The 19,321-nt window shown below is 68.3% G+C and carries 21 protein-coding genes and 2 pseudogenes; 8 read left to right on the plus strand and 15 right to left on the minus strand.

The features are described 5' to 3' along the window. From MKK70_RS09245 to MKK70_RS09270, 6 genes and pseudogenes are all read right to left on the minus strand, one after another. Nucleotides 1-183 (minus strand): annotated as a pseudogene (locus MKK70_RS09245) (amidase); the annotation flags it as partial. A gap of 14 nt (nucleotides 184-197) precedes the next feature. Next, nucleotides 198-908 carry an ATP-binding cassette domain-containing protein gene (locus MKK70_RS09250; protein WP_243947126.1) on the minus strand — a complete coding sequence of 237 codons (711 nt, stop codon included), beginning with the start codon at nucleotides 906-908 and terminating at the stop codon, nucleotides 198-200. Between the two features lie 2 nt (nucleotides 909-910). Beyond that, entirely contained in the window at nucleotides 911-1,621 is a 711-nt protein-coding gene (locus MKK70_RS09255; protein WP_147858518.1) for an ATP-binding cassette domain-containing protein, read from the minus strand. Continuing rightward, entirely contained in the window at nucleotides 1,618-2,733 is a 1,116-nt protein-coding gene (gene urtC, locus MKK70_RS09260) for an urea ABC transporter permease subunit UrtC (RefSeq protein WP_147841486.1), read from the minus strand. The genes MKK70_RS09255 and urtC overlap by 4 nt, the downstream gene beginning before the upstream one ends. Beyond that, a complete protein-coding gene (gene urtB, locus MKK70_RS09265) occupies nucleotides 2,730-4,367 on the minus strand; it encodes an urea ABC transporter permease subunit UrtB (protein WP_243947128.1) in 1,638 nt (545 codons plus the stop codon). Before urtB ends, urtC begins: the two co-directional genes overlap by 4 nt. Nucleotides 4,368-4,380: 13 nt before the next feature. Next, complete coding sequence (locus MKK70_RS09270; protein WP_279603575.1) at nucleotides 4,381-5,607, minus strand: transporter substrate-binding protein; 1,227 nt, start codon at nucleotides 5,605-5,607, stop codon at nucleotides 4,381-4,383. A 266-nt stretch (nucleotides 5,608-5,873) separates the two neighbouring features. Between MKK70_RS09270 and MKK70_RS09275 the strand changes: the two genes are divergently transcribed. Then, on the plus strand, nucleotides 5,874-6,242 hold the full coding sequence (locus MKK70_RS09275) for a transposase (RefSeq protein ID WP_187275388.1): 369 nt from the start codon (nucleotides 5,874-5,876) through the stop codon (nucleotides 6,240-6,242). A gap of 199 nt (nucleotides 6,243-6,441) precedes the next feature. Here MKK70_RS09275 and MKK70_RS09280 read toward each other — a convergent pair whose 3' ends face one another. From MKK70_RS09280 to MKK70_RS09305, 6 genes are all read right to left on the minus strand, one after another. Continuing rightward, the gene (locus MKK70_RS09280) at nucleotides 6,442-6,582 is read right to left on the minus strand and encodes a hypothetical protein (protein ID WP_243947133.1); all 141 of its coding nucleotides are present in this window, start codon (nucleotides 6,580-6,582) and stop codon (nucleotides 6,442-6,444) included. 478 nt (nucleotides 6,583-7,060) lie between these two features. Beyond that, entirely contained in the window at nucleotides 7,061-7,282 is a 222-nt protein-coding gene (locus tag MKK70_RS09285; protein ID WP_243947135.1) for a hypothetical protein, read from the minus strand. Nucleotides 7,283-7,838: 556 nt separating this feature from the next. Further along, nucleotides 7,839-8,078 carry a hypothetical protein gene (locus tag MKK70_RS09290; protein ID WP_147728921.1) on the minus strand — a complete coding sequence of 80 codons (240 nt, stop codon included), beginning with the start codon at nucleotides 8,076-8,078 and terminating at the stop codon, nucleotides 7,839-7,841. 51 nt (nucleotides 8,079-8,129) lie between these two features. Then, entirely contained in the window at nucleotides 8,130-8,699 is a 570-nt protein-coding gene (locus MKK70_RS09295) for a hypothetical protein (protein WP_243947138.1), read from the minus strand. A gap of 62 nt (nucleotides 8,700-8,761) precedes the next feature. After that, nucleotides 8,762-9,631, minus strand: a complete 870-nt coding sequence (locus MKK70_RS09300; RefSeq protein ID WP_243931984.1) for a PRC-barrel domain-containing protein — start codon at nucleotides 9,629-9,631, stop codon at nucleotides 8,762-8,764. A gap of 130 nt (nucleotides 9,632-9,761) precedes the next feature. Further along, entirely contained in the window at nucleotides 9,762-10,691 is a 930-nt protein-coding gene (locus MKK70_RS09305) for a LysR family transcriptional regulator (RefSeq protein ID WP_147724817.1), read from the minus strand. Nucleotides 10,692-10,735: 44 nt separating this feature from the next. Here MKK70_RS09305 and MKK70_RS09310 point away from each other — a divergent pair, with 44 nt between their 5' ends. From MKK70_RS09310 to MKK70_RS09340, 7 genes are all read left to right on the plus strand, one after another. Beyond that, nucleotides 10,736-11,410 carry an OsmC family protein gene (locus MKK70_RS09310; RefSeq protein WP_243947140.1) on the plus strand — a complete coding sequence of 225 codons (675 nt, stop codon included), beginning with the start codon at nucleotides 10,736-10,738 and terminating at the stop codon, nucleotides 11,408-11,410. Nucleotides 11,411-11,483: 73 nt separating this feature from the next. Continuing rightward, a complete protein-coding gene (locus MKK70_RS09315; RefSeq protein ID WP_243947142.1) occupies nucleotides 11,484-12,581 on the plus strand; it encodes a sensor histidine kinase in 1,098 nt (365 codons plus the stop codon). 140 nt (nucleotides 12,582-12,721) lie between these two features. Continuing rightward, nucleotides 12,722-12,940, plus strand: coding sequence for a hypothetical protein (locus MKK70_RS09320; protein ID WP_243947144.1), 219 nt, complete (start codon nucleotides 12,722-12,724; stop codon nucleotides 12,938-12,940). A 57-nt stretch (nucleotides 12,941-12,997) separates the two neighbouring features. Continuing rightward, nucleotides 12,998-13,735 (plus strand): cyclic nucleotide-binding domain-containing protein, encoded by a 738-nt coding sequence (locus MKK70_RS09325; RefSeq protein WP_243947146.1) that lies wholly within the window; start codon nucleotides 12,998-13,000, stop codon nucleotides 13,733-13,735. Nucleotides 13,736-14,340: 605 nt separating this feature from the next. Next, nucleotides 14,341-14,988, plus strand: coding sequence for a BON domain-containing protein (locus tag MKK70_RS09330; RefSeq protein WP_147724807.1), 648 nt, complete (start codon nucleotides 14,341-14,343; stop codon nucleotides 14,986-14,988). A 72-nt stretch (nucleotides 14,989-15,060) separates the two neighbouring features. Next, nucleotides 15,061-15,771, plus strand: coding sequence for a hypothetical protein (locus tag MKK70_RS09335; RefSeq protein ID WP_243947148.1), 711 nt, complete (start codon nucleotides 15,061-15,063; stop codon nucleotides 15,769-15,771). Beyond that, nucleotides 15,768-16,196 (plus strand): GlcG/HbpS family heme-binding protein, encoded by a 429-nt coding sequence (locus tag MKK70_RS09340; protein ID WP_243931979.1) that lies wholly within the window; start codon nucleotides 15,768-15,770, stop codon nucleotides 16,194-16,196. Before MKK70_RS09335 ends, MKK70_RS09340 begins: the two co-directional genes overlap by 4 nt. Here MKK70_RS09340 and MKK70_RS09345 read toward each other — a convergent pair. The 3 genes and pseudogenes from MKK70_RS09345 to MKK70_RS09355 all read right to left on the minus strand — a co-directional run bounded on the left by MKK70_RS09345 (nucleotide 16,143) and on the right by MKK70_RS09355 (nucleotide 19,098). After that, nucleotides 16,143-16,658 carry a hypothetical protein gene (locus MKK70_RS09345; RefSeq protein WP_409566037.1) on the minus strand — a complete coding sequence of 172 codons (516 nt, stop codon included), beginning with the start codon at nucleotides 16,656-16,658 and terminating at the stop codon, nucleotides 16,143-16,145. The genes MKK70_RS09340 and MKK70_RS09345 overlap by 54 nt on opposite strands. Before the next feature lie 26 nt (nucleotides 16,659-16,684). After that, nucleotides 16,685-17,671 carry a 2-hydroxyacid dehydrogenase gene (locus tag MKK70_RS09350; protein ID WP_243947151.1) on the minus strand — a complete coding sequence of 329 codons (987 nt, stop codon included), beginning with the start codon at nucleotides 17,669-17,671 and terminating at the stop codon, nucleotides 16,685-16,687. A 56-nt stretch (nucleotides 17,672-17,727) separates the two neighbouring features. Beyond that, nucleotides 17,728-19,098, minus strand: a pseudogene (locus MKK70_RS09355) (MFS transporter). Nucleotides 19,099-19,321 lie beyond the last annotated feature (223 nt).

Genomic DNA, 19,321 nt, shown 5'->3' on the forward strand with positions numbered 1-19,321 from the left:
CGCGAGGTGCTCGGCCGAGACCCGCGCGGGATCGGGATGCAGCGACTCGCGTCCGCCGGCGGGGAAGGAATGGAGGGTGACCGTGTCCCCGGACGCGATCTCGAGCACCGGCGGCAGCGCGGCGTCGAAGTAGCCGAGCACTATCTTGTCGGGGGTGGCCGGGATCTCGTGATGCGTCGGCATGTGCGCTCCTGATGTCAGACGGCGATGTGGCGGGTGAGGTCGGCGTGGCTGATCGCGCCGCGCTCGCTCCGCTCGACGATGCCCCCGCGCGAGAGGACCACGACGGAGTCGGCGAGGCGGATCGCGAAATCGAGATACTGCTCGACGAGCAGCACGGTGATCCGACCTTTGAGGCCGGCGATCACTGCCTCGATCGCCGAGACGATTGAGGGCTGGATGCCCTCGGTCGGCTCGTCGAGGAGCAGCAGCCGCGGGCGCGTCGCCAGCGCGCGGGCGATGGCGAGTTGCTGCTGCTGCCCGCCCGAGAGGTTGCCCCCGGGCCGGTGCCAAAGCTCGCGCAACGCAGGAAACAGCGCCGCTGCCTCGTCCACCGCCCCGGTGCGCTCCAGCCCGTGAGCGCGGGCGGCGACGCGCAGGTTCTCTGCGACGGTCAGATCCGAAAAGATCTCGCGGCCCTGCGGCACCGTCGCAAGCCCGCCCCGCGCGCGCCGATCGGTCGGCCAGGATGCGATCTCGTCTTCGTCGAAGGCGATCCGCCCGCGGCTCGCCGGGATCAGCCCGGCCAGACACCGCAGCAGCGTGGTCTTGCCCGCGCCGTTGCGGCCGAGCACTGCGAGGCAGCTGCCCGGTTCGATCGTGAGCGCGACGCCGCGCAGCACCTGCGCGCTGCCGTAATGCTGGTCGAGCCCCTCGACCGTGAGCCGCATCGGCGGTGCTTCGGGCATGCTCATCGGCCTAGAAACACCTCGATCACGCGGGCATCTGCCCGAGCGCCGCGCATCCCGCCCTCGTAGAGGGTGCGGCCCTCGTGCAGCACCGTCACCCGGTCCGCGATGGCCTCGACGAAGGCCATGTCGTGCTCGATCACCACGATGGCCCGGTCGGGCCTTCGCAGCGCGCGGATCAGCGCGGCGGTGCGCTCGGTCTCCGCGTCGGAGAGCCCCGCCACCGGCTCGTCGAGCAGGATGATCCTGGGGTTCGAACCCAGCACCATGCCGATTTCCAGCCACTGCTTCTCGCCGTGAGCAAGTGCCCCGGCGAGTGCGTGCGCGCGGGGTTCGAGGCCGATCTCGCCGAGCACCGCCCCGATGCGCGCGGCGCGCTCCGATGCCGGGAGCCCAGCGCCGCAGCCGATGTCGAGGTTTTCGTACACCGTCAGCGCCGGGAAGACGCTCGGCTTCTGGAACTTGCGCCGCACGCCTGCCTTGGCGATCCCAGCCTCGGAGCACTTGGCTAGGTCCAGGCTGTCGCCGAGCATCACCCGGCCGCGGAGGGGCTTGGTGATTCCGGAGATCACGTCGAGGAGCGTGGTCTTGCCGGCCCCGTTCGGGCCGATGACGGCGCGGACCTCGCCGGCATCGACGGCGAGCGATAGCGCGGTCAGCGCCCGGAAGCGGCCGAAGACTACATCGAGCTTGTCGACCAGAAGGGCGCTCACCGGCCCCCTCCGTTGCGCAGCCATGTCGGCTTGGTGCGGAGGGAGGCGAAGTCGAGCAGGCCGTTCGGCAATGCCAGCACCACCACGAGCACCAGCCCCGACAGGATGAAGGGCCACGCCTCCGGCATCGCCGCACTGAGCCAGAACTTGAGCGCGTTGACTGCAACCGCGCCGATCACCGCACCGCCGAGACGGCCCATCCCGCCGATCGCCACCCAGACCGCGATCTCGATCGACAGGTCGGGGGCGAGCACCCGCGGGTTGATGATGCCGACCTGCGGCACGTAGAGCACGCCGGCCAGCGCCGCGATCATCGCCGAGAGGCACCAGATCCCGAGCTTCAGCCGTGTCGTGCCGTAGCCGAGGGTGCGCAGCCGGGTCTCGTCGTCGCGGCACGCCAGCATGCGTCGCCCGATCCGCCCCGCCACCAGCGCGCGGGTGCCGACGAGAACCGCCGCCAGCGCGCCGAGCGAGGCTAGGGCGAGGCCCGTCGTCACGGCCGCCGAGCCCATCGGATATCCGAACAGCAGCGGGAAGCCGGTCATGCCGTTGTTGCCGCCAAGCCCGGTATCGTTGCGGAACATCAGCAACATGGCGACGTAGACGAGCGCCTGGCTGATGATCGAGAAGTAGACGCCGTTCACCCGCGAGCGGAACGAGGCGAAGCCGAAGACGAAGGCGACGGCCCCCGACAGCGCCATCGCCAGGAACAGGGCGTAGGGCGCGTTGGTGAGCCCGGCCCAGTAGGCCGGCAGCGTCTTCCAGCCCATGAACTGCACGAAGTCCGGCGCGACCCCCGTCGCGGAGAACGCGTGCGACAACAGGTGCATGGCGCAGACGTAGCCGCCGATGGCGAAGAACAGCCCGTGACCGAGGCTGAGGATTCCGAGGTAGCCCCAGATGAGGTCGAGCGACACGGCGAGGATCGCGAAGACGGCGAGTTGCCCGATCGTGTTGACGACGTAGGGGGCGGGCTTCAGTCCGACGAGCACCAGGCAAGCAGCCAGGATTAGCAGCAGGATGCCGACGAGGAGCGGTTCGTGAAGCCACGCGGCCGGCCGACGCGGACGTGCATTGACCGGGGACGGCAGGCTCTCGGCTGCCCCGCTCATCGCCGACGCCTCGCAACGAATAGGCCTTCGGGGCGTCGTTGGAGGAACACGATGACGCCGATGAGCACGATCACCTTGGCCGCGACCGCCCCGTAGAACGGCTCGATCAGCACGTTGGCCCCGCCGATGCCGAGCGCCGCCACCACCGTCCCGACCACGGTGCCGACGCCGCCCAGGACCACCACCATGAAGCTGTCGACGATGAAGGTCGCGCCCATGCCCGGATTGACGCTGTAGATCGGGCATAGGGCCACTCCCGCGAGCCCAGCGAGCCCTGAGCCGAAACCGAAGGCGAGGCGGTCGACCCGTCGGGTCCTAATGCCGAGCGCGCCGGCCATGTCGCGGTTCTGCGTCACCGCGCGGATGTCGAGGCCGAGCGGCGTGCGCTTGAGGATCAGCAGCGTCGCGGCGAGCGTCACCGCGGCGAAGGCGATGGCGAAGAGCCGGTTCCAGGTGACGATGAAGTCGGCGTAGAGCGGGACACCGCCGCTGACGTAGGACGGCATGCCGAACTGTAGGTTCTGCGAGCCGAAGACGACGCGCACAAGATTGATCAGGAACAGGCTCACCGCCCATGTGGCGAGCAGGCTCATCAGCGGCCTTCGGTAGAGGTGGCGTAGGATCAAGGCCTCGACGACGATGCCGACGCCGGCCGATGCCAGGAACGCGACGGGAATCGCCGCGACGAGGTAGAGGTCGATCAGACCCGGCGCGACCATCCGAAAGGCCTCCTGCACGCCGTAGGCGGCATAGGCGCCGACCATGATGAGCTCGCCCTGGGCGAGGTTGATCACCCCCATCAGCCCGAAGATGATCGCGAGGCCGACCGCTGCCATAAACAGGATGCTGGCAAAGCTCAGGGCGTTGTAGGAGAGCGCGAGTCCGTCGCCGATGGTGACCGCGCGTTCGACCCGCGCGATCCCCGCATCGAGCGCGGCTTTGAACGCCGGATCCGCGGCATAGGCCGGATCGGTCCGCAAACTCGCGAGCCGGGAGCGTGCGGCGCTCGACGGGGCGTCGGCGATGGCGCCGATGGCCGCCCGGCGGCGCGCGGGCTCGGGGGCGTTCAGCGCGGCGGCCTGCATTGCCTGAACGATCGCGGCGCGTAGAACCGCATCCGTCTCGGCGGCGCGGGCGCGCTCCAGGATGGTGTCGGCCTCGGGCACCGCTGCGGCCCGTCGCTCCAGGGTGGCGAGTCCGGCCGAACGCTGGGCGGTGCTGGCGCCGGTGAGCAGCGCGACGACCCCAGCGCCTGTCTCGACGAGCCCGCGTTGGCGCAGGCCGAGGACCGGCGAGCGTGCGCCGGCGGCCGACTGCGTCGCGCCGGTCGCGGCATCGCGGCCTTCGCTGCCCCCTGGGCGATCGAGCAGGACCGACGTATCCCCGACGCAAGCGAGCCGTCGGTCGAGCAGCGCCCGCAGGATGGAGCCGGAGAACGCGAGGTCGTCGGCGCTGGCGGTGGCGGCGGATCGGACAACATCTTCCGCGCCGCGAGCGAGGCCGGCTCCGTCGCTGCAGACGGCCCTGGCGAGGGCCGAGCGGTCGATGGGGTCCGCAGCGGCCTGCGCCATGGAAGCGGACACCATCAGGATCAAGGCGAGGGCGACCCGCACCCCGCGAACGAGAAACGACACCGGTTGCGGCAACTCAGCCATACGGGCTGAACGGCACAGGCTTGGGGGCATCCGGCGACTGCCACAAGACGTCGAAGCCGCGCTTCTCGTTGACCGAGCCGATGAAGATCCCGCGCGAGACGTAGTTGTTCTCGCCTGTCATGGTCAGCGTGTAACCGGACGGTCCCTCGTAGCTGAGCCCCGCAAAGGCCTTGCGCACCTCGGGCACCGCGAAGCTCTTCGCCTTCGCGGCCGCCAGCGCCCAAAGCTGGACGCTGTCGTAGGCCGACACCATCGGATCGATCACCGTGTCGGCGCTGAAGGGCACGTTCTTGGCCTTCACATAGGCCGCCCAATCCGAAAGGAACGCCGCGTTGCGTTCACCCTTGGCGGCCTGAAGGTATGCCCAGCAATTGAGATGCCCGACCAGCTTGGTCGTATCCAGGCCCTCCAGATCCGCCTCGACCATGTCGAGGCCGAGGATCGGCACGTCGGTGGCGAGAATGCCTTGGTTGGCGAACTCGCGTAGGAAGTCCGGGATCGAGGAGCCGACGACAGTGAGGACGACGATCGGCTGGCCGCCGGGCTGGGCGGCGAACGTGCGGATCTGGTTCACCAGCGTCTGAAAGTTCGAGAAGCCGAGCGGCACGTACTCCTCGCGCCACGCGCTCTCGGCGATGCCCTTGGACGCCCAGTATCCCTTTAGGATCTTGTTGATGGTCCGCGGCCAGACGTAGTCCGAGCCGATCATGAAAAAGCGCTTGGCGGACACGCCCTCGGACCCCATCAGGTAATCCACGGCCGGCAGCACGGAACTCGCCGGCGGCGAGTTCACGTAGACGACGTTCTTGGAGTTCTCCTCGCCCTCGAAATGGAGCGGATAGAACAGCAGGCCGTCGTTCTGCTCCACCACCGGCAGCACGGATTTGCGCGACACCGAGGTCCAGCAGCCGAACAGGGCGGCGACCTTCTCCTGTTGCAGCATCTGCCGGCCGATCTGCGCGTAGAGCGGCCAATCGGAGGCCGGATCCGAGGTGACGACCTCGACTTGGCGCCCGTTGACGCCGCCCTTGGCGTTCAGCTGGTCTGCGGCCATGCGGACGACATAGTTGAGCCGCCCCTCGATGTTGGCCATCGTTCCAGACGATGAGAACAGGCAGCCGAGCTTGACCGTCTCTACCGCCCAAGCTGGGCGAATCAGGGCTGGGGCGGCGAGAGCCGCGGCGGTTCCGATCAAGCCCCGTCTCGTGAATTCTGCCATCGGACCCATGCCCCTGCCTCGCTGTCGGATTGTCCGGGCGCGGGGCTGTGCGCGGAAGACCAAAGTGACTGCAGGCATGGCGGCGGCGTGCGCAAATGGCCGGCATGGCGCCCGCCCTGTGGGCGCGGTCGTGCCCAAACGTCAAAATTGCCGTTTGGGCGTCGGTCCGGCTCTTGCAGAGATCCGGCATTCCAAGGCGTCGAGCGCGCCGCGAGGACTGCTCTTGCATCGCGGCGACCGGACGGCTCCGAACAGGGAAGCTGCGCATGCGTCGATCCCGGCATACCGACCAGGAAGTGGCGTTCCTCCTGAAGGAGGCCGCAGCCGGGACCGCCATCGCGGAGATCTGCTCCGCCGCGCACGTCTCGATCGGTACGTTCTACCGCTGGCGCCGACGGCTCGGCGGCCTGCCGCCGGAGGGTGTCGAGCGGCTGGGGCAAGTCGAGCGCGAGAACGCGAGGCTTCGCGACGAGGTCCTGCGCCTGCGCAGCGCCTTGCGCACCGCCTCCACTCACGCGTCCGATGCCCGTCGTGCGCCCGGCGCGAAGCCGGACAATCGTATACCAGCGCCCGTGCATCATCGCGGCGGTGGCGCCTCCGTCGGTCGCTATGCCTTCGTCCGTGGAGCGAATTGACGAACCACCGCGGCGACGCCGGTCGACGGTCACGTCCGGAGGCTGTCGGAATGTGAAGGGCGCCACCACGTGATCCTGACGCGAGATGATCCAGGCGCCGTTGAGCGACGTCATGAACGGGCTTACAGCACCGCTCGGGTGAAGCCGTCGGCGCTGAATTGATCGAGCGGTCCGACGGCACTAGGCCGGGACCCGGCATTCAGGCGTTTGGGCGCTTTGGCATCAGACCGGCGGCGGCAGCGATGTAGGCGATCACGTTCACGACGACGGCGACGAAGAAGGCATCGATCAGCACAGAGCCACGGGCGGCGAGGATCCCTCCGATCGAGCTCGTGGCCACGAGCCCCCGCACGGGCGACGGCGGTGTTGAACCCCTAGGCCAAGCTACTGTAGCGTTCGTCGCCGGACCCGGCCGCCGCGCTCGTGAGCGGTGCCACGGCATAGGCCATGCCGAGTGCCGCGACGAAGGTGCCGGGCAGAACCGTCGACCCGTGGACGTTGTGTCCGCCGATACGCAGAAGCAGAGGGAACCCGACCGCGACGGCCAAGGGACCTGCAATCAGGCGGGGTCTGGACGCGATCCGGCCCGCGAGGCCGCTGAGAACCAGCGAGCCGATGGCGATAACGAGTGGTAGCGGCAGGAGCGCCACCCCGGCGACCGTCGAACCCGAATGTCCGAGAGCGGAGACGGTGCGGACCGGGCGGTCTTCGTCCGGCTTCCGCGTGTGAGGCGCCGCATCGATCCGCCGCGATGCTGGAGCGTCATGACGTCGGAGCGTCGTGATGCCGTGGCCCTTCGGATCGAGGCGCGACGGTTCTCAGCTCGTGTCCCGGTACGGCGGCAGGCGGCCGCTCTCGCTCAGCACCGCCTCCGTGCCCTCGATCAAGAGATCGTTGACCTCGCAGGTGCGTGCAAACGAGCGTTCCGTCGGGCGCTGTAGCAGCACGGCCGGCCGGTCGACCTTTGCGCGCCGTGTTGCCTCGCGGCGTGACGTGAGTGCGCCGCGCATCAAGATGCGCACGTCCGTGGTGCCGGGCATTTGCGGTGACCGTCTGCAAGCAGCTACAAGTGATGACGGTCAAGCTTAGGCATGACTGCTTGATTCGAGCAAATCGATTGTCAGTCGAGCGATTCGGATCCGCACCGACGTCTTGGCTTTCATCGACGATGAATCGCCATTCAGAACTGCTTAAGCATCTTGGGCTTACGAACTCGTCCGCCCTTCCCCACCATTGCCTGCTCCTGCTGCCTGCTGCTGACGGCCGAGCAGGACGCCGGAGGTTGCCTTGGTTTGGCGTATGGCGTTGCCCGAGCGTGATCCGAACCGGTTCAAGCGTCCGCCCTATGGTATGGCACTTGGACTTGCAGAACGGATGGCATGGCCAAGTCTCCGAAGCCCGGTGTGATTATTGCCAAGCTGCGGCCAGCGGATGTCCGGGCCCGTAGTCCGGCACGCCTTGCGGCTCCGACAGCGGGCTCCGATCGGCCTGAGGAGAGATGGGCCAGTGACGGGTTCGGGAAAGCAGGGTCGGGCCACTCGGGGGCATCGGGGCTTCCTCGTCGGGGTGCGTGGGATCCGAAGGTGGCCTGGGCGTTTAGCCCATGAAGTGCCAGGCGGCCTCGGACGTCGTGCGCTCGTGGGAGACGATGCCATCGGGTCGGAGCCCGACCTCGTCGATCCGGGCCTTCTCCGAGTGGTCGAGGGCGAGGTCCCGCTCCTTGGCGGCGGCGGCGTGCTCGCCGTTCGCAAGATGCCTGGCGGAATGCCGGTAATGGGCGGCGGCCCGGTCATGCTGGTGCGCGGCTTCCTCGCAGATCCGTGCCATCTTGCTCATCGCCATCGTCCTTCCCCCGAATTGGTGCCCATCAGCCGCGTGCGGCCCTCGTCAGCCGCGGACCTGGCTCTGCGCCATGTCGCGGTCCCAGGTCGTCCTGGCCGCCTCGTGGGCGGCGCGGGCGGCGTTCGCGGTGGCCGTCGCCGCGCGAACGATGGACGCACGCGCTCCGGATGCCGCCCGACGCATCGCCGCCATGTTGGAGCTGATGGAGGCCGCGACGGCATCCTGTGATTTCCGCACCGCCGCCTGCGTCGCCTCCACGGACTTCTGCGCGGAATCGGCGGCCTTGCGCATCGAGGCGTTCGCCGAGACCCCCGCCGCCCTGTTGGCCGCGGCGATCTTGGTCTCGGCCCGGTTGGCGGCCTCCGCGGCGTCGGTGACGAGCTTCCCGATCATGTCGGCGGATTGCTTCGGGGCACCCTTCACCGCCGCCTTCGAGGCCTGCATCGCGAGCCGGGCCGCCTCACGGGCCGCATCGGCGGCCTCGTTCGCCTCGCGCCCGGCCTCCCGCATCGTCGCCGCGGCATCCGTGGAAGGTGCCATCGGCGTTTGCGCCATCGCCGTCGTTATCGTCGTCAGGGCGAGGAAGGTCGCAGTCAGTACCGTCGTCGTTCTCATGTCGCGATCCATTCGTGGTGTGGGGTGTAGACGGCAGGGCGGGCCTGCCGACGGGGGCGTTCTCAATCGACCTGCGGGGTCTTGGAGGCGACGCCCCAATAGGCGTCCGCCTTCGCCGTCTGCAGGGCGAACGGCTCCGCCTTGACGAACCGGCCCTCGACGATACGCGGAGCCTGGTCCATGGCGTCCTTGGTCGTATCGAGGACGAGGATGTTCAGGTTGGGCGAGACCTTGAACCGGTCCCACGGGACCGCGACGTGGCGTTCGCCGAGGCCGAAGACGCCGCCGCGAGCGACGACGAGGTAGGCGATCCCGCCGCCCTCGGGCCCCATGACGATGTCGTCCACGCTGCCGAGCGCCACGTTGCCCGGCGTGCGCACCTCGCTCCCGAGCAGGTCGTCCGACCGGAAGGCGACGGACCGGCTCACGACCGGCCGCGCCAGCGAGAGCTCCTGCTCGCGGAAGCCCAAGGCGTTCGCGACCCGGAGGTCCCGGCCCTGAATGCCGGTCTTGTACCGGTCGTAGCTGGCCTGGATCTGGACCAGCACGTCCTCGCACGGCTGCTGCCTGCCGTGGCGCGCCAGGATGTCGGCGGCGGAGAGGAGCACCCGGACCTCGTATCCGGGACGGGCGTTTGCGTACCCCATCATCGCGGACGCGGCGCCCATCGCCATGCCGTTGTTCCCGGCCAAGCCGCCGAACCAGTATCCGCCGAGGGGATAGCCGTATCCGTAGCCCGACCCGCCGAGCCAGTAGCCGTCTTTCTCCATCCGGGCGTCGAAGGCCTTGAGGTGGTCGAGGCAGGCCTGCGCCGGCTTGGCATCCGTCTCCGCCATGGGTCCGGCCTTCGGCTCCTCGGCGGCCCGGAGCGGGGCCATCAGGGAGAGCGAAACGACCGCCCCGAGGGCGATGGATCTGGCTGGCCGTTGCATGTTCGTGTTCCGGGTTGTCGGGCGCCCAAAGACTGCTCGCCCCGTTCATCCCCCGGGTTTGCCCCTTCGGCCCCCTCGATACTTTGTTCTGGATCAAGTCCGGCCCACGTCGGTGGGTGAAGGCGCCTTGTCAGGCGCCGACGGCCCGCACGTCCTCCTCGTTCGCGCCCGGTGGCTGGAGGAGGTGGGCGAGCGCCTGGAGGCTTTCCGTGATGTGCGTGAGCACCGTCCGTATCCTCGGCGTGTCGCGATTGTCCTTGTGGACCAGCAGGAGGATGTCGGCGCTGGGCGGTTCCGTCGGCACGTCCATCCGGATCAGCCTGGGCTCGTCGTCCCCTCGGAAACGGGCGAGGCAGGCCAGCCCGCCGCCGCTGGCAGCGGCCTGCACGGCGGCCTCGTGGCTGCTCGTCTGCAGGACGACACGGGACATCGAGGCCATCTCGGTCAGCCAAGCCGACTGCGTCATCTCCTGGCTGTCCTCCATCTGCGTGATCAGGTGATGGTCCGGGCAGCCCTCGGCGAAGTTCAGGTCGCCCCGTTCCCTGATGTAATCCGACGTGGCGTAGAGGCCGAAGGCGATGCCGCCGATGCGCCGCACCACGAGGTCGTTCTGCTCGGGCTGCCGCATGCGGACCGAGATGTCCGCCTCGCGCATCGCCAGGCTGAGTTCCCTCGGGTTGGGGATCAGCTCGATCATGATGTCGGGATGCCTGGCGTGCAGGCCGGCGAAGCTCGGTGCCAGCAGGTGCGCAGCCATCGTCTCGGCGCAGGTCACCCGCACCAGCCCCCGCAGACGGCTGTCGCGGCCGGTGACATCCCGCTCAAGGGCCAAGGCCTCGGCTTCCAGACGCTCGGCCTTCTCGCGGACTTCCTTCCCGGCCAGCGTCGGCACGTAGCCGTCGGGGGTCCGGTTGAGCAGGCGCACCGCAAGGGTCGCCTCCAGCGAGTTCAGGCGCCGTCCCACGGTCGATTGCGAGACGTGGAGCACCTTGGCGGCGCTTGAAAGGCTGCCGTGCCGGACGAGCGTCAGAAAAAATCTCAGGTCGTCCCAGTCCAGCATGTGCTCCCCGCGATCCGTTTTCGCATTCCTCCTCGTCAGCTTTGGTGGCCGACTTCGTCGCGGATGAGCCTATGCTGAATGGCAGGAAATCACCACGCAGGAAATATTTTCGCCATCCGAGAATTCTCCTGGCCACTATTTCCTTCCTGGAGAATTCGATGGCACCACCACCCGTCAAACCAGGTCTTGGAGCCGCCGCCCCCATCGACAAGCGCGAACTCCAGACGGTGATCCACCAGGGCAAGGCCGACCCGACCGCCGTCCGGACCCTGCGCTGCCGCACTGTCGCGCAAGGAAGGCTGAACCAGCTCAATTACATCCGGGACCTGCCGCCGCAGCCGGTGACGGAGTACGCGCCCGAGGGCCCGCTCGGCGAGGCCGCTGCCCCGAACGGCTCCGAGGCCCTGCTCGCGGCCCTCGGCTCATGCCTTTCCATCGGTATCCACGCCAACGCCCTCGCCCAGGGCATCCGGATCCGCTCGCTGGAACTCGACGTCGAAGCCGACATCCACATGACCTCGGTCTGGGGCGGCGGCGACCGGCAACCGAGAACCATCGGCTTCGAGAGCATCCGGGTGTCGGTGAGGATGGACGCCGATGCGTCCCGAAAGGCACTGGCGGCGCTCGTCAGGCATACGGTTCTATGGTCGGCAGTGGCGAACACCCTTCACAACCCGGTCCATCTCGACATCGCGCTCGCACCCGCCGCAGCCGCCTGAAACGAGGGCGGACATGACCGTCACATCGTTCCTTTCCGCGTTGGGACAGCGCCGCGCGAGACCTCGGACAAGAGTGGAACCGCCTCCGATCCTTGGTTCGCCGCCCGCCGTGTTCCACGACCGGGACGTGCACGGGGTGGTGATCCTCGATCGGCTTGCCACGGAGGCGAAGGCGCATGCGGCCGCGTTGGCCCTGAGCGAGGAGCGCCTCCGCTTCACCCAGGAGGCCGGACGCATCGGTTCCTGGACCCTCGACCTCGCGACGATGTCGCTCGACGCATCGGAGGGATGCAAGGCGAACTTCGGACGCGATCCCTTCGCACCCTTCACCTACGAGGCCTGGATCGAGGGTGTCCACGCGGAGGACAGGGGACGCATGCAGGGAGCGGTCTCGGCGGCCATCGCCGGGGACACGCAATACGACCACGAATTCCGGATCACCTACCCGGACGGGGCGGTTCATTGGATACACGCCCGCGGGCATGCCTCCTACCGAATGGACGGGACGGCCCTGACCATCGCCGGCATCTCGCTCGACATCACCGACCGCAGGAGGGTCGAGGCGCACCGCGACCTGCTGGCGAAGGAACTGGCCCACCGGGTCAAGAACACCCTCGCGACGGTGCAGTCCATCGTCCGCCAGACCCTACGCAGGTCCGCCTCCCTGGAAGAGGCCGAGACCATCCTCGACGCCCGCATCCTGGCGTTGTCCGCCGCGCACGACGTGCTCATCCGCGACACTTGGGAGGGGGCGACCTTGGGCGAGGTCGTCGCCGTCGCGCTGCGCCCATTCGGAACAGACCAGGAGGGGCGCTTCACGTGCCGGGGGCCCAGCGTCCAGCTCGCCTCCCGGGTCGCGCTGGCCTTCGCCATGGCCCTCCATGAACTCGCCACCAACGCCGTCAAATACGGAGCCTTGTCCACGGCGGCCGGAAGCGTCCTGCTGACGTGGGACATCCTCGACGTCGACGGCTTGGAACGGCTGCGTTTCACCTGGGAGGAGGCGGGGGGACCGGCCGTCGCCCCGCCGACCAGGGCGGGCTTCGGGTCTCGTATGATCGAACGCGCCCTGGCGGTCGAGATCGGCGGGACCGCCGAGATCGATTACCGCCCGGCCGGCATCCTCTTTTCGGCCACGGCGATCCTGAGCGAGATCCTGCGGTTCGATTGAGTGGCGGACACAGATCCTTGGTCTCGGGATGCAAGCAAAACTGCATTTCCGGTCGGCGCTTTTGGTTCCGCACCCTGACGCCGCATGCACGTTATACTTAGGCGTAGACCGACCTGGATTGCCCGCTCCGAAAGGTCACAATGTTCAGGGCCGACGCCTTTTCCGTTCTAGCCAAGTCGGTCACGACCTTGCGTGACGGAGCGGAAGACAGTCGTGCCTGGGACGACGTCACGGTCCGATTGGCCGCCGGCGTCCTGCAGCGCGCCTTCACGCTCGACGAGGGTGCCCGGAACCACTTCCTCGACCTCGCCCGGCATGCGGAGCGCGTCCGTGCGACCGAACGCTGGCGCGGTCGCTGACCCGACGTATCTCCCTGGCCGTTCGACGAAGCCTCACCGAACCGGAAGGACAGAGCCATGTCGATCCATCCACTTACGGTCATTCCCGCACCCTACCGGCCCATCCCGAATTCGCTCCTTCGCAACGGGGTCGGAAAGGCCCGCCTCATCAGCCTCTCGGCTGCCCTGCCGCTGGTGGAGCGCGACGTCCTGGAGCCGTTGAGCCGACGCGTCTCGCTCGCCCACGGAGAGACCCTGTACGGACAGGACGAGCCCGCTTGCTCAGTCTTCAACGTCACCTCGGGGGCGCTGCGCCTGTACCGCATCCTCCCGGACGGGCGCCGGCAGGTCACCGGCTTCGCGTTCCCGGGCGACTTCCTCGGGCTTTCCCTGCTCGACCGGTTCGCCGTCTCCGCGGACGCACTCGGTTCGGTCACCGCTTGCCGGTTCGAACGGCTGGCGTTCAAGGACCTGATCTGCCGACATCCCGGCCTGATGATGCACCTGCACGAGATCACCGGACAGGAACTGTCCCGGGCCAAGGACATGATGATGCTTCTCGGGCGGCGTACCGCGGAGGAGAAGATCGGTGCGTTCCTGGTGGGGCTCCAGGAACGCTACGTCCGGATCGGGCTATCCGCGGTCACTCTCGAACTGCCGATGGGACGCCTGGACATCGCCGACCACCTCGGCCTGACCATCGAGACGGTGAGCCGGACCCTGTCGCGCCTCGACCGGGACGGCTGCCTCCTGATCGTCCCCGGGGGCGTGCGCCTCCTTGACCAGGCGCGTCTCGCTCGGATGTCGGCGCACTGAGCCTGGGCCCACGGGCGAACGACCGGGAGTGAGTCGGGTGCCTGCCGTCCTCCCAATCGTCCGCGCCTCGGCAGCGATGCCGTCAGAGGTCCGGGGGGCGGACAGGCGGCCGCCTGAGGTCATACCACCGAGGCTTCAATACCGGCGCATCGGGTCTCAGATTCGTTCCGGTGGCGAGTGGATCCTGCGGGCGGATGTCGCTCGGCACCACCTCCTCGGATCGCGGCATGTTCGGGCCGTTGGACAGGGCGCGGGTTTCCTCTGCGTGCGCCGCCTGGACCGTCGTCCCGACGAGAAGCGCCCCGAAGGCGGCGTACGCGATCCTGATCGATCCTGTCGTCGTCCGTCCTTTCCGGGGCGAGTGTCTTGGCCACCCCGACGTCATGGCCAGCATGCGCGTATCGGCACCGTCGGACTTTGCGCTGGATCAAGGACCCCATGGGACCGGCGACTAGGGTCCGTCCCATGGGCACCGACGGAACCGTCCTGCTACCGGCCCTCCCCAGCGGCGGTTCCCAAGCCGACGGGCCGCGCGCCCTTCCGCCCCGGCCTCGCCAGGCATCGCCGGAGACGGTCCGCATCCTCCACGATCCAGGAAACAGATCATGACCATGGACAAGACGCTTCAGACGAACGTCCTCGCCGAGCTCAGCTGGGAGCCGAGCGTGACCGCCGCCCATATCGGCGTGACCGCCAAGGACGGTGTCGTGACCCTGACCGGCCACGTGCAGAACTACATGGAGAAGCACGCCGCCGAGAAGGCCGCCGGACGCGTCAAGGGCGTCCGCGCCGTCGCCGAGGAGATCGAGGTCCGCCTTCCGTTCGAGGCCAGGAAAAGCGACGACCAGATCGCCGCCGCCCTCGTGCAGCGGCTCGATTGGAACGTCTCCGTTCCGGACGAGGCGGTGAAGGTGAAGGTCGAGAAGGGTTGGGTCACGCTCACCGGCAGGGTCGAGTGGCAGTACCAGAAGGCGGCCGCGGAGCATGACATCCGCGGGATGCTCGGCGTGGTCGGCATTACGAACCTGATCACGATCAACCCGCATCCGAACGCGACCGACATCAGCGCGGACATCACCAAGGCGCTTCATCGGAGCTGGTACGACCCGAAGACCATCAGCGTCACCGCCCACGGCGGTGTCGTCCACCTCGGCGGCACGGTCCACACTTGGTACGACCGACAGTTGGCCGGATGGACGGCCTGGGGCGCGCCCGGCGCGACGACGGTCGACAACGACATCCGCGTCGTCTGAGCGAACTGCGACCCCCACCGTCACCGCACCGGGCAGGTCGCCCGGTGCGGAGTCCGTCAGGAACCCCATCCGATGATCAATGCCCGGATACACGGTCACGACCGGACCCTCCTCGGCCGGATCTTCCACCACCCCGCCAGCAACAACCTGGCATGGCGCGAGGTGGTGGCCTTCGTGGGGCGGATCGGCAGCACCGAGAAGAAGCGCGACGACACGTGGGGCTTCACCCTGGCCGGCCGGACCGCGACCTTCCTCCGTCCGCGGGACAAGGACATGGAACCGCGCGAGGTCGAGCGCCTGCGCCACCTGATGCAGGATGCCGGGCTGTCGCCCTACTCCACCGAGATCCTTGAGGCCTCGCCAACCCCGGTGAAGAGCGATGCCCTCATCGTCGTCGACCACCACGAGGCGCGGATCTATCGCCTCGATCCCGAGACCGCGGGCGGCGAGACCGAGACGACGCTACGGCCCTACCACCCGAAGGGCTACATCCACCATCTCTCCCAAAAGGAGGCCAACCATCGCGGCCAGCGCGCGCCCGAGGACCTCGGCTACTACGACCGCATCGCCGAGGCCGTCGCACGAGCGCCACGCGTGGCCATCGTCGGCCACGGGACCGGCAAGGCCAGCGCGATGGCCGTCCTCTCGGAGCGCCTGCGAGAGCATCACCACGAGATACAGGGACGCGTGGTGGCGACTGCGACCATCGACCTTTCGGCGGCGACGGACAGCCAGCTGCTGGCGCTCGGGCGCGGGATGCTGACCCGGGACGACCGGTCATGAATGCCCGCGTTTCCATGGTCGACGACCGCGACCTGACGCTGGAGGAGGCGACCGCAATCGTCCGGCGCGCCGTCACCGAGGCCTGCCGGCTCGGGATCACCGTGAGCGTCGCGGTCTGTGGCCCACAGGGCCGTCTCGTCGCCTTCTCGAAAATGGACGGCGCTGGCTGCATGAGCGCCCGCGGGGCCATCGGGAAGGCCGTGGCCTCGGCCATCTCCGGCGAGCCGAGCGAGATCATGCCGCCGCCCGGGGATGATCTCTATTGTTCCGTCGTCGAAGGCGAGGGAACCGCGGCGTTCCACGAGCGCGGCGGCATTCCCCTTCGGCGGGATGGCACCCTCATCGGTGCCATAGGCGTCTACGGCGAGGCATCACGGGAACAGGATCGCGCCTGCGCGACCGTCGGGGCGGCCACCTACGGGTGACGCCGGCCCCGGCCATGGCACCCTCGACGACGCAGGCGGGCGACCATGCTCGTCGGAACCCGCTCCCGATCCACCGTCATGACCGACGAGCGTTGCGACCCCGAAGGTCCGCATCGTATCGTCTTCGCTGATCGAGACATACTCGCCCTCCACGAAACGGTGGCTGCCCAGCCGGTAGCCAGGCTCGTCGTCATCCGTCGTCCTGTCGTCGTGGTCGATCAGCCACGTGCCCCCACCGAAGCCACCCTGCCGGTGGATCAGGCGCCCGTCGCGGTACGGCTCCCCGAGCCAGAACCGGCGGACGCGGCAAAAGTCCCGCATCTTGCGCCAGAGCACCGGATCGAGCTCTCCCCCGGCGTCGAGGGGCGCGTCGATCTCGTAGCCGCGGTCGACGCTTCCACTGGGAAAATCCGGTCCGCGGGCGAATGTCAGGGTGACGTGGGGCAGCGTGGTGTTCTCCATCGGTGAGGGTACGCGCCCCCGCGGGGTCAGAGGACCTCGTGGACCGGTCGTCCCGTCCGTTCGAACGCGTCGATGTTGGCGACGGTCGTCTCGGCGATGGCCGTCATCGCCTCGACCGTGAAGAAGCCCTGATGCCCGGTGACGAGCACGTTCGAGAACATCAGCAGGCGCTCGAAGACGTCGTCCCGGATCACCGCGTCGGACTTGTCCTCGAAGAAAAGCTCTTCCTCCTCCTCGTAGACGTCGAGGCCGAGGTGTCCGATCCAACCCTCGTTCAGGCCGGCAACGACGGCCTTGGTATCGATGATGGCGCCGCGGCTGGTGTTGATCAGCATCACGCCGCGCTTCATCACGCCGATGGCGGCCGCATCGATGAGATGGTGCGTCTCCGGCGTCAGGGGGCAGTGCAGGGAGATGATGTCCGAGGTGGCGAGCAGGTCCTGGAGCGGGCGGTAGACGACGCCCATGGCCTCGCAGGCCGGGCTCGGCTCGACGTCGTATCCCAGGACCTTGCAGCCGAAGCCCAGCATGATCCTGGCGACGCCGAGGCCGATCCGGCCGGTCCCGACGATTCCCACGGTTCGGCCATGCAGGTTGAACCCGAGCAGGCCGTCGAGGGCGAAGTTGCCGTCCCTGACCCGGGCGTAGGCACGATGGATGTGCCGGTCGAGCGACAGCATCAGCGCCACGGCGTGCTCGGAAACGGCCTCGGGCGAGTAGGCCGGGACCCGGGCGACGCGGATGCCGTGATGCTTGGCGGCGGCGAGGTCGACGTTGTTGAACCCTGCGGACCGCAGGACGACGAGGCGCACACCGAGTTGCGCGAACACATTGAGGGCGGCGGTGTCGACCGCGTCGTTGACGAACGCACAGACGACCTGGGCCTTGCCGGCGAGGACCGCCGTGGTCCGGTCGAGCCGCGCATCGATGTAGGTCAGGGCGTGGCGGCCCGCGACCGCCGCGTCGAGGAAGCGCCGGTCGTACGGCTTGGTGCTGAAGACCGCGACATCCATGTGGTCATCCTTGGGCGTGAGGGCGGTCGAGGAGAAGGCATTTGAATCGAAGCCGCTCAGGCGGGCGCCAGGACTGAGACGAAAGGCTTCGTGCCGTCCTGCGCGAGGGGTCCCTGCTCGGCCGTGCCGGTCTCCCGGAGGAACAGAGCGAGGACCAAGGCCAGGACGACGCCGCCCACCAGGGGCAGGAAGGCGGTCTGGAAGTCAGCCAGGGTCAGGGGGACGCCCTGCCGCGGTAGCATCAGGTGCGAGATGAACGGCGACATGATCCCCGTCGTCACGAAGACGAGGAAGTTCATCACCCCGGCCGCGGTGCCCTTCACCTCCGACGGGTTTGTCTCCTTCATCATCGAGAAGGGGATCATCGCCGCCCCGGACGCGATGCCGAGGATGAGGGCCACGGAGTAGCGCGGCAGCGTGCCCACCGGGACGTAGATGGCCGTCAGGCCCGCGGCGAGCATCAGCAGGGCGCCGCCCAGCAGCATCGGCTTACGCCGGCCGAGCCTGTCCGAGACGTATCCGAGGAGCGGACACCCGAGGACCCAGCCGATGGGCACCATGGCCGCGTCCGACGCGGCGTCCGCCATCGACAGGTTCTCGCCGGCATGGAGGAAAGACGTGGCCCAGACCAGGGCACCGATGGTGGTGGGCAGGAACAGAAGGCCCCCGACGATGCCGGCGAGCCAGCTCTGCGGATTACCGAAGATAACCTTGAACGGATGGAGCAGGGCGGAGACCGAGAACTCGGCATGGTGGCTCGGGCTGTCGCCGGTCTCGCGCGGCATCACGAACCAAGTCGCGAGGGCCAAGACAAAGCCCATCGCGGCGAAGGTGACTCAGACATGCTGCCAGGGGACGTTGAAGCCGCCGGCCGGGTCGATGGCCATGTGGACGGGCTTTGATCCGAACGCCGCGCCGGCCATGCCCAGGCATTGCGTGAGGCCGATGAACAGCGCCAGCATGCGCGTCGGCAGGTACCGGGCCGCCACGTAGGACGAACCGACGAAGGCGAAGATCGCCCCGGTCGCCTGAAGCACGAAGCCGATCATGCCGGCCGCCTCGCTGCCCTGCGCGAACACGAGACATCCGAGGCCGACGACGGCGATGCCGTACGGGATGGTCCGGTGGGCGCCGTACCGGTCCAGCAGGACGCCTGCGACCAGGGCCATCACCGCGTAGGCGACGTAATAGGCCGAGATCATCGTCCCGATGTGATTGGCACCCCAGGCCGAGGCGAGTTCCGCCTGCATCACCCCGGGCGCAGACCGCACCGCGTACTGGAAGAAGTAGAAGACCGCGCAGAGCACCCAGGAAAGGAGGAACAGGAGCTTGAGCTCGGCCGGCGGTGAAGGATCGGATCGTCCACCTGCAGGCAGCGCCACCGAGAGGTCTTTTGGATCGCCTTTGGCGATTGCCGCGTCCACCATTTCGAGATCTCTCCGGCATTCGCGGCTGGCCGCGGTTTCGTGATGCCCGCCCGGAAAGCACGTTCTTCCGTGGTCGTTCGCGACACCGAGAGCCCCTGGTGAGGGGACGCGTCCTTCGAGCGAACGAGGGGACACGAAGACCCTAGATCGGGGCTCGGGACGAAGCCTTGCGCTGGATCAAGGATACCGCCCGCGTTCCCGCCGTAGGCTCGTTCCCTGCTGG

The sequence above is a fragment of the Methylobacterium sp. E-041 genome (genome assembly GCF_022829665.1).
Classification (GTDB): Bacteria; Pseudomonadota; Alphaproteobacteria; order Rhizobiales; family Beijerinckiaceae; genus Methylobacterium.

Excerpts from the sequence above, each read along its gene's own strand:
- MKK70_RS09320 (WP_243947144.1), top strand. The coding sequence starts at position 12,722 with ATGTTCAGGGCCGACGCCTTTTCCGTTCTAGCCAAGTCGGTCACGACC.
- MKK70_RS09290 (WP_147728921.1), bottom strand. The coding sequence starts at position 8,078 with ATGAGCAAGATGGCACGGATCTGCGAGGAAGCCGCGCACCAGCATGAC.
- MKK70_RS09285 (WP_243947135.1), bottom strand. The coding sequence starts at position 7,282 with ATGCCCGGCACCACGGACGTGCGCATCTTGATGCGCGGCGCACTCACG.
- MKK70_RS09250 (WP_243947126.1), bottom strand. The coding sequence starts at position 908 with ATGCCCGAAGCACCGCCGATGCGGCTCACGGTCGAGGGGCTCGACCAG.
- MKK70_RS09350 (WP_243947151.1), bottom strand. The coding sequence starts at position 17,671 with ATGGATGTCGCGGTCTTCAGCACCAAGCCGTACGACCGGCGCTTCCTC.
- MKK70_RS09305 (WP_147724817.1), bottom strand. The coding sequence starts at position 10,691 with ATGCTGGACTGGGACGACCTGAGATTTTTTCTGACGCTCGTCCGGCAC.
- MKK70_RS09345 (WP_409566037.1), bottom strand. The coding sequence starts at position 16,658 with ATGGAGAACACCACGCTGCCCCACGTCACCCTGACATTCGCCCGCGGA.
- MKK70_RS09330 (WP_147724807.1), top strand. The coding sequence starts at position 14,341 with ATGACCATGGACAAGACGCTTCAGACGAACGTCCTCGCCGAGCTCAGC.
- MKK70_RS09300 (WP_243931984.1), bottom strand. The coding sequence starts at position 9,631 with ATGCAACGGCCAGCCAGATCCATCGCCCTCGGGGCGGTCGTTTCGCTC.
- MKK70_RS09325 (WP_243947146.1), top strand. The coding sequence starts at position 12,998 with ATGTCGATCCATCCACTTACGGTCATTCCCGCACCCTACCGGCCCATC.
- MKK70_RS09295 (WP_243947138.1), bottom strand. The coding sequence starts at position 8,699 with ATGAGAACGACGACGGTACTGACTGCGACCTTCCTCGCCCTGACGACG.
- MKK70_RS09335 (WP_243947148.1), top strand. The coding sequence starts at position 15,061 with ATGATCAATGCCCGGATACACGGTCACGACCGGACCCTCCTCGGCCGG.
- MKK70_RS09340 (WP_243931979.1), top strand. The coding sequence starts at position 15,768 with ATGAATGCCCGCGTTTCCATGGTCGACGACCGCGACCTGACGCTGGAG.
- MKK70_RS09275 (WP_187275388.1), top strand. The coding sequence starts at position 5,874 with ATGCGTCGATCCCGGCATACCGACCAGGAAGTGGCGTTCCTCCTGAAG.
- urtC (WP_147841486.1), bottom strand. The coding sequence starts at position 2,733 with ATGAGCGGGGCAGCCGAGAGCCTGCCGTCCCCGGTCAATGCACGTCCG.
- MKK70_RS09270 (WP_279603575.1), bottom strand. The coding sequence starts at position 5,607 with ATGGCAGAATTCACGAGACGGGGCTTGATCGGAACCGCCGCGGCTCTC.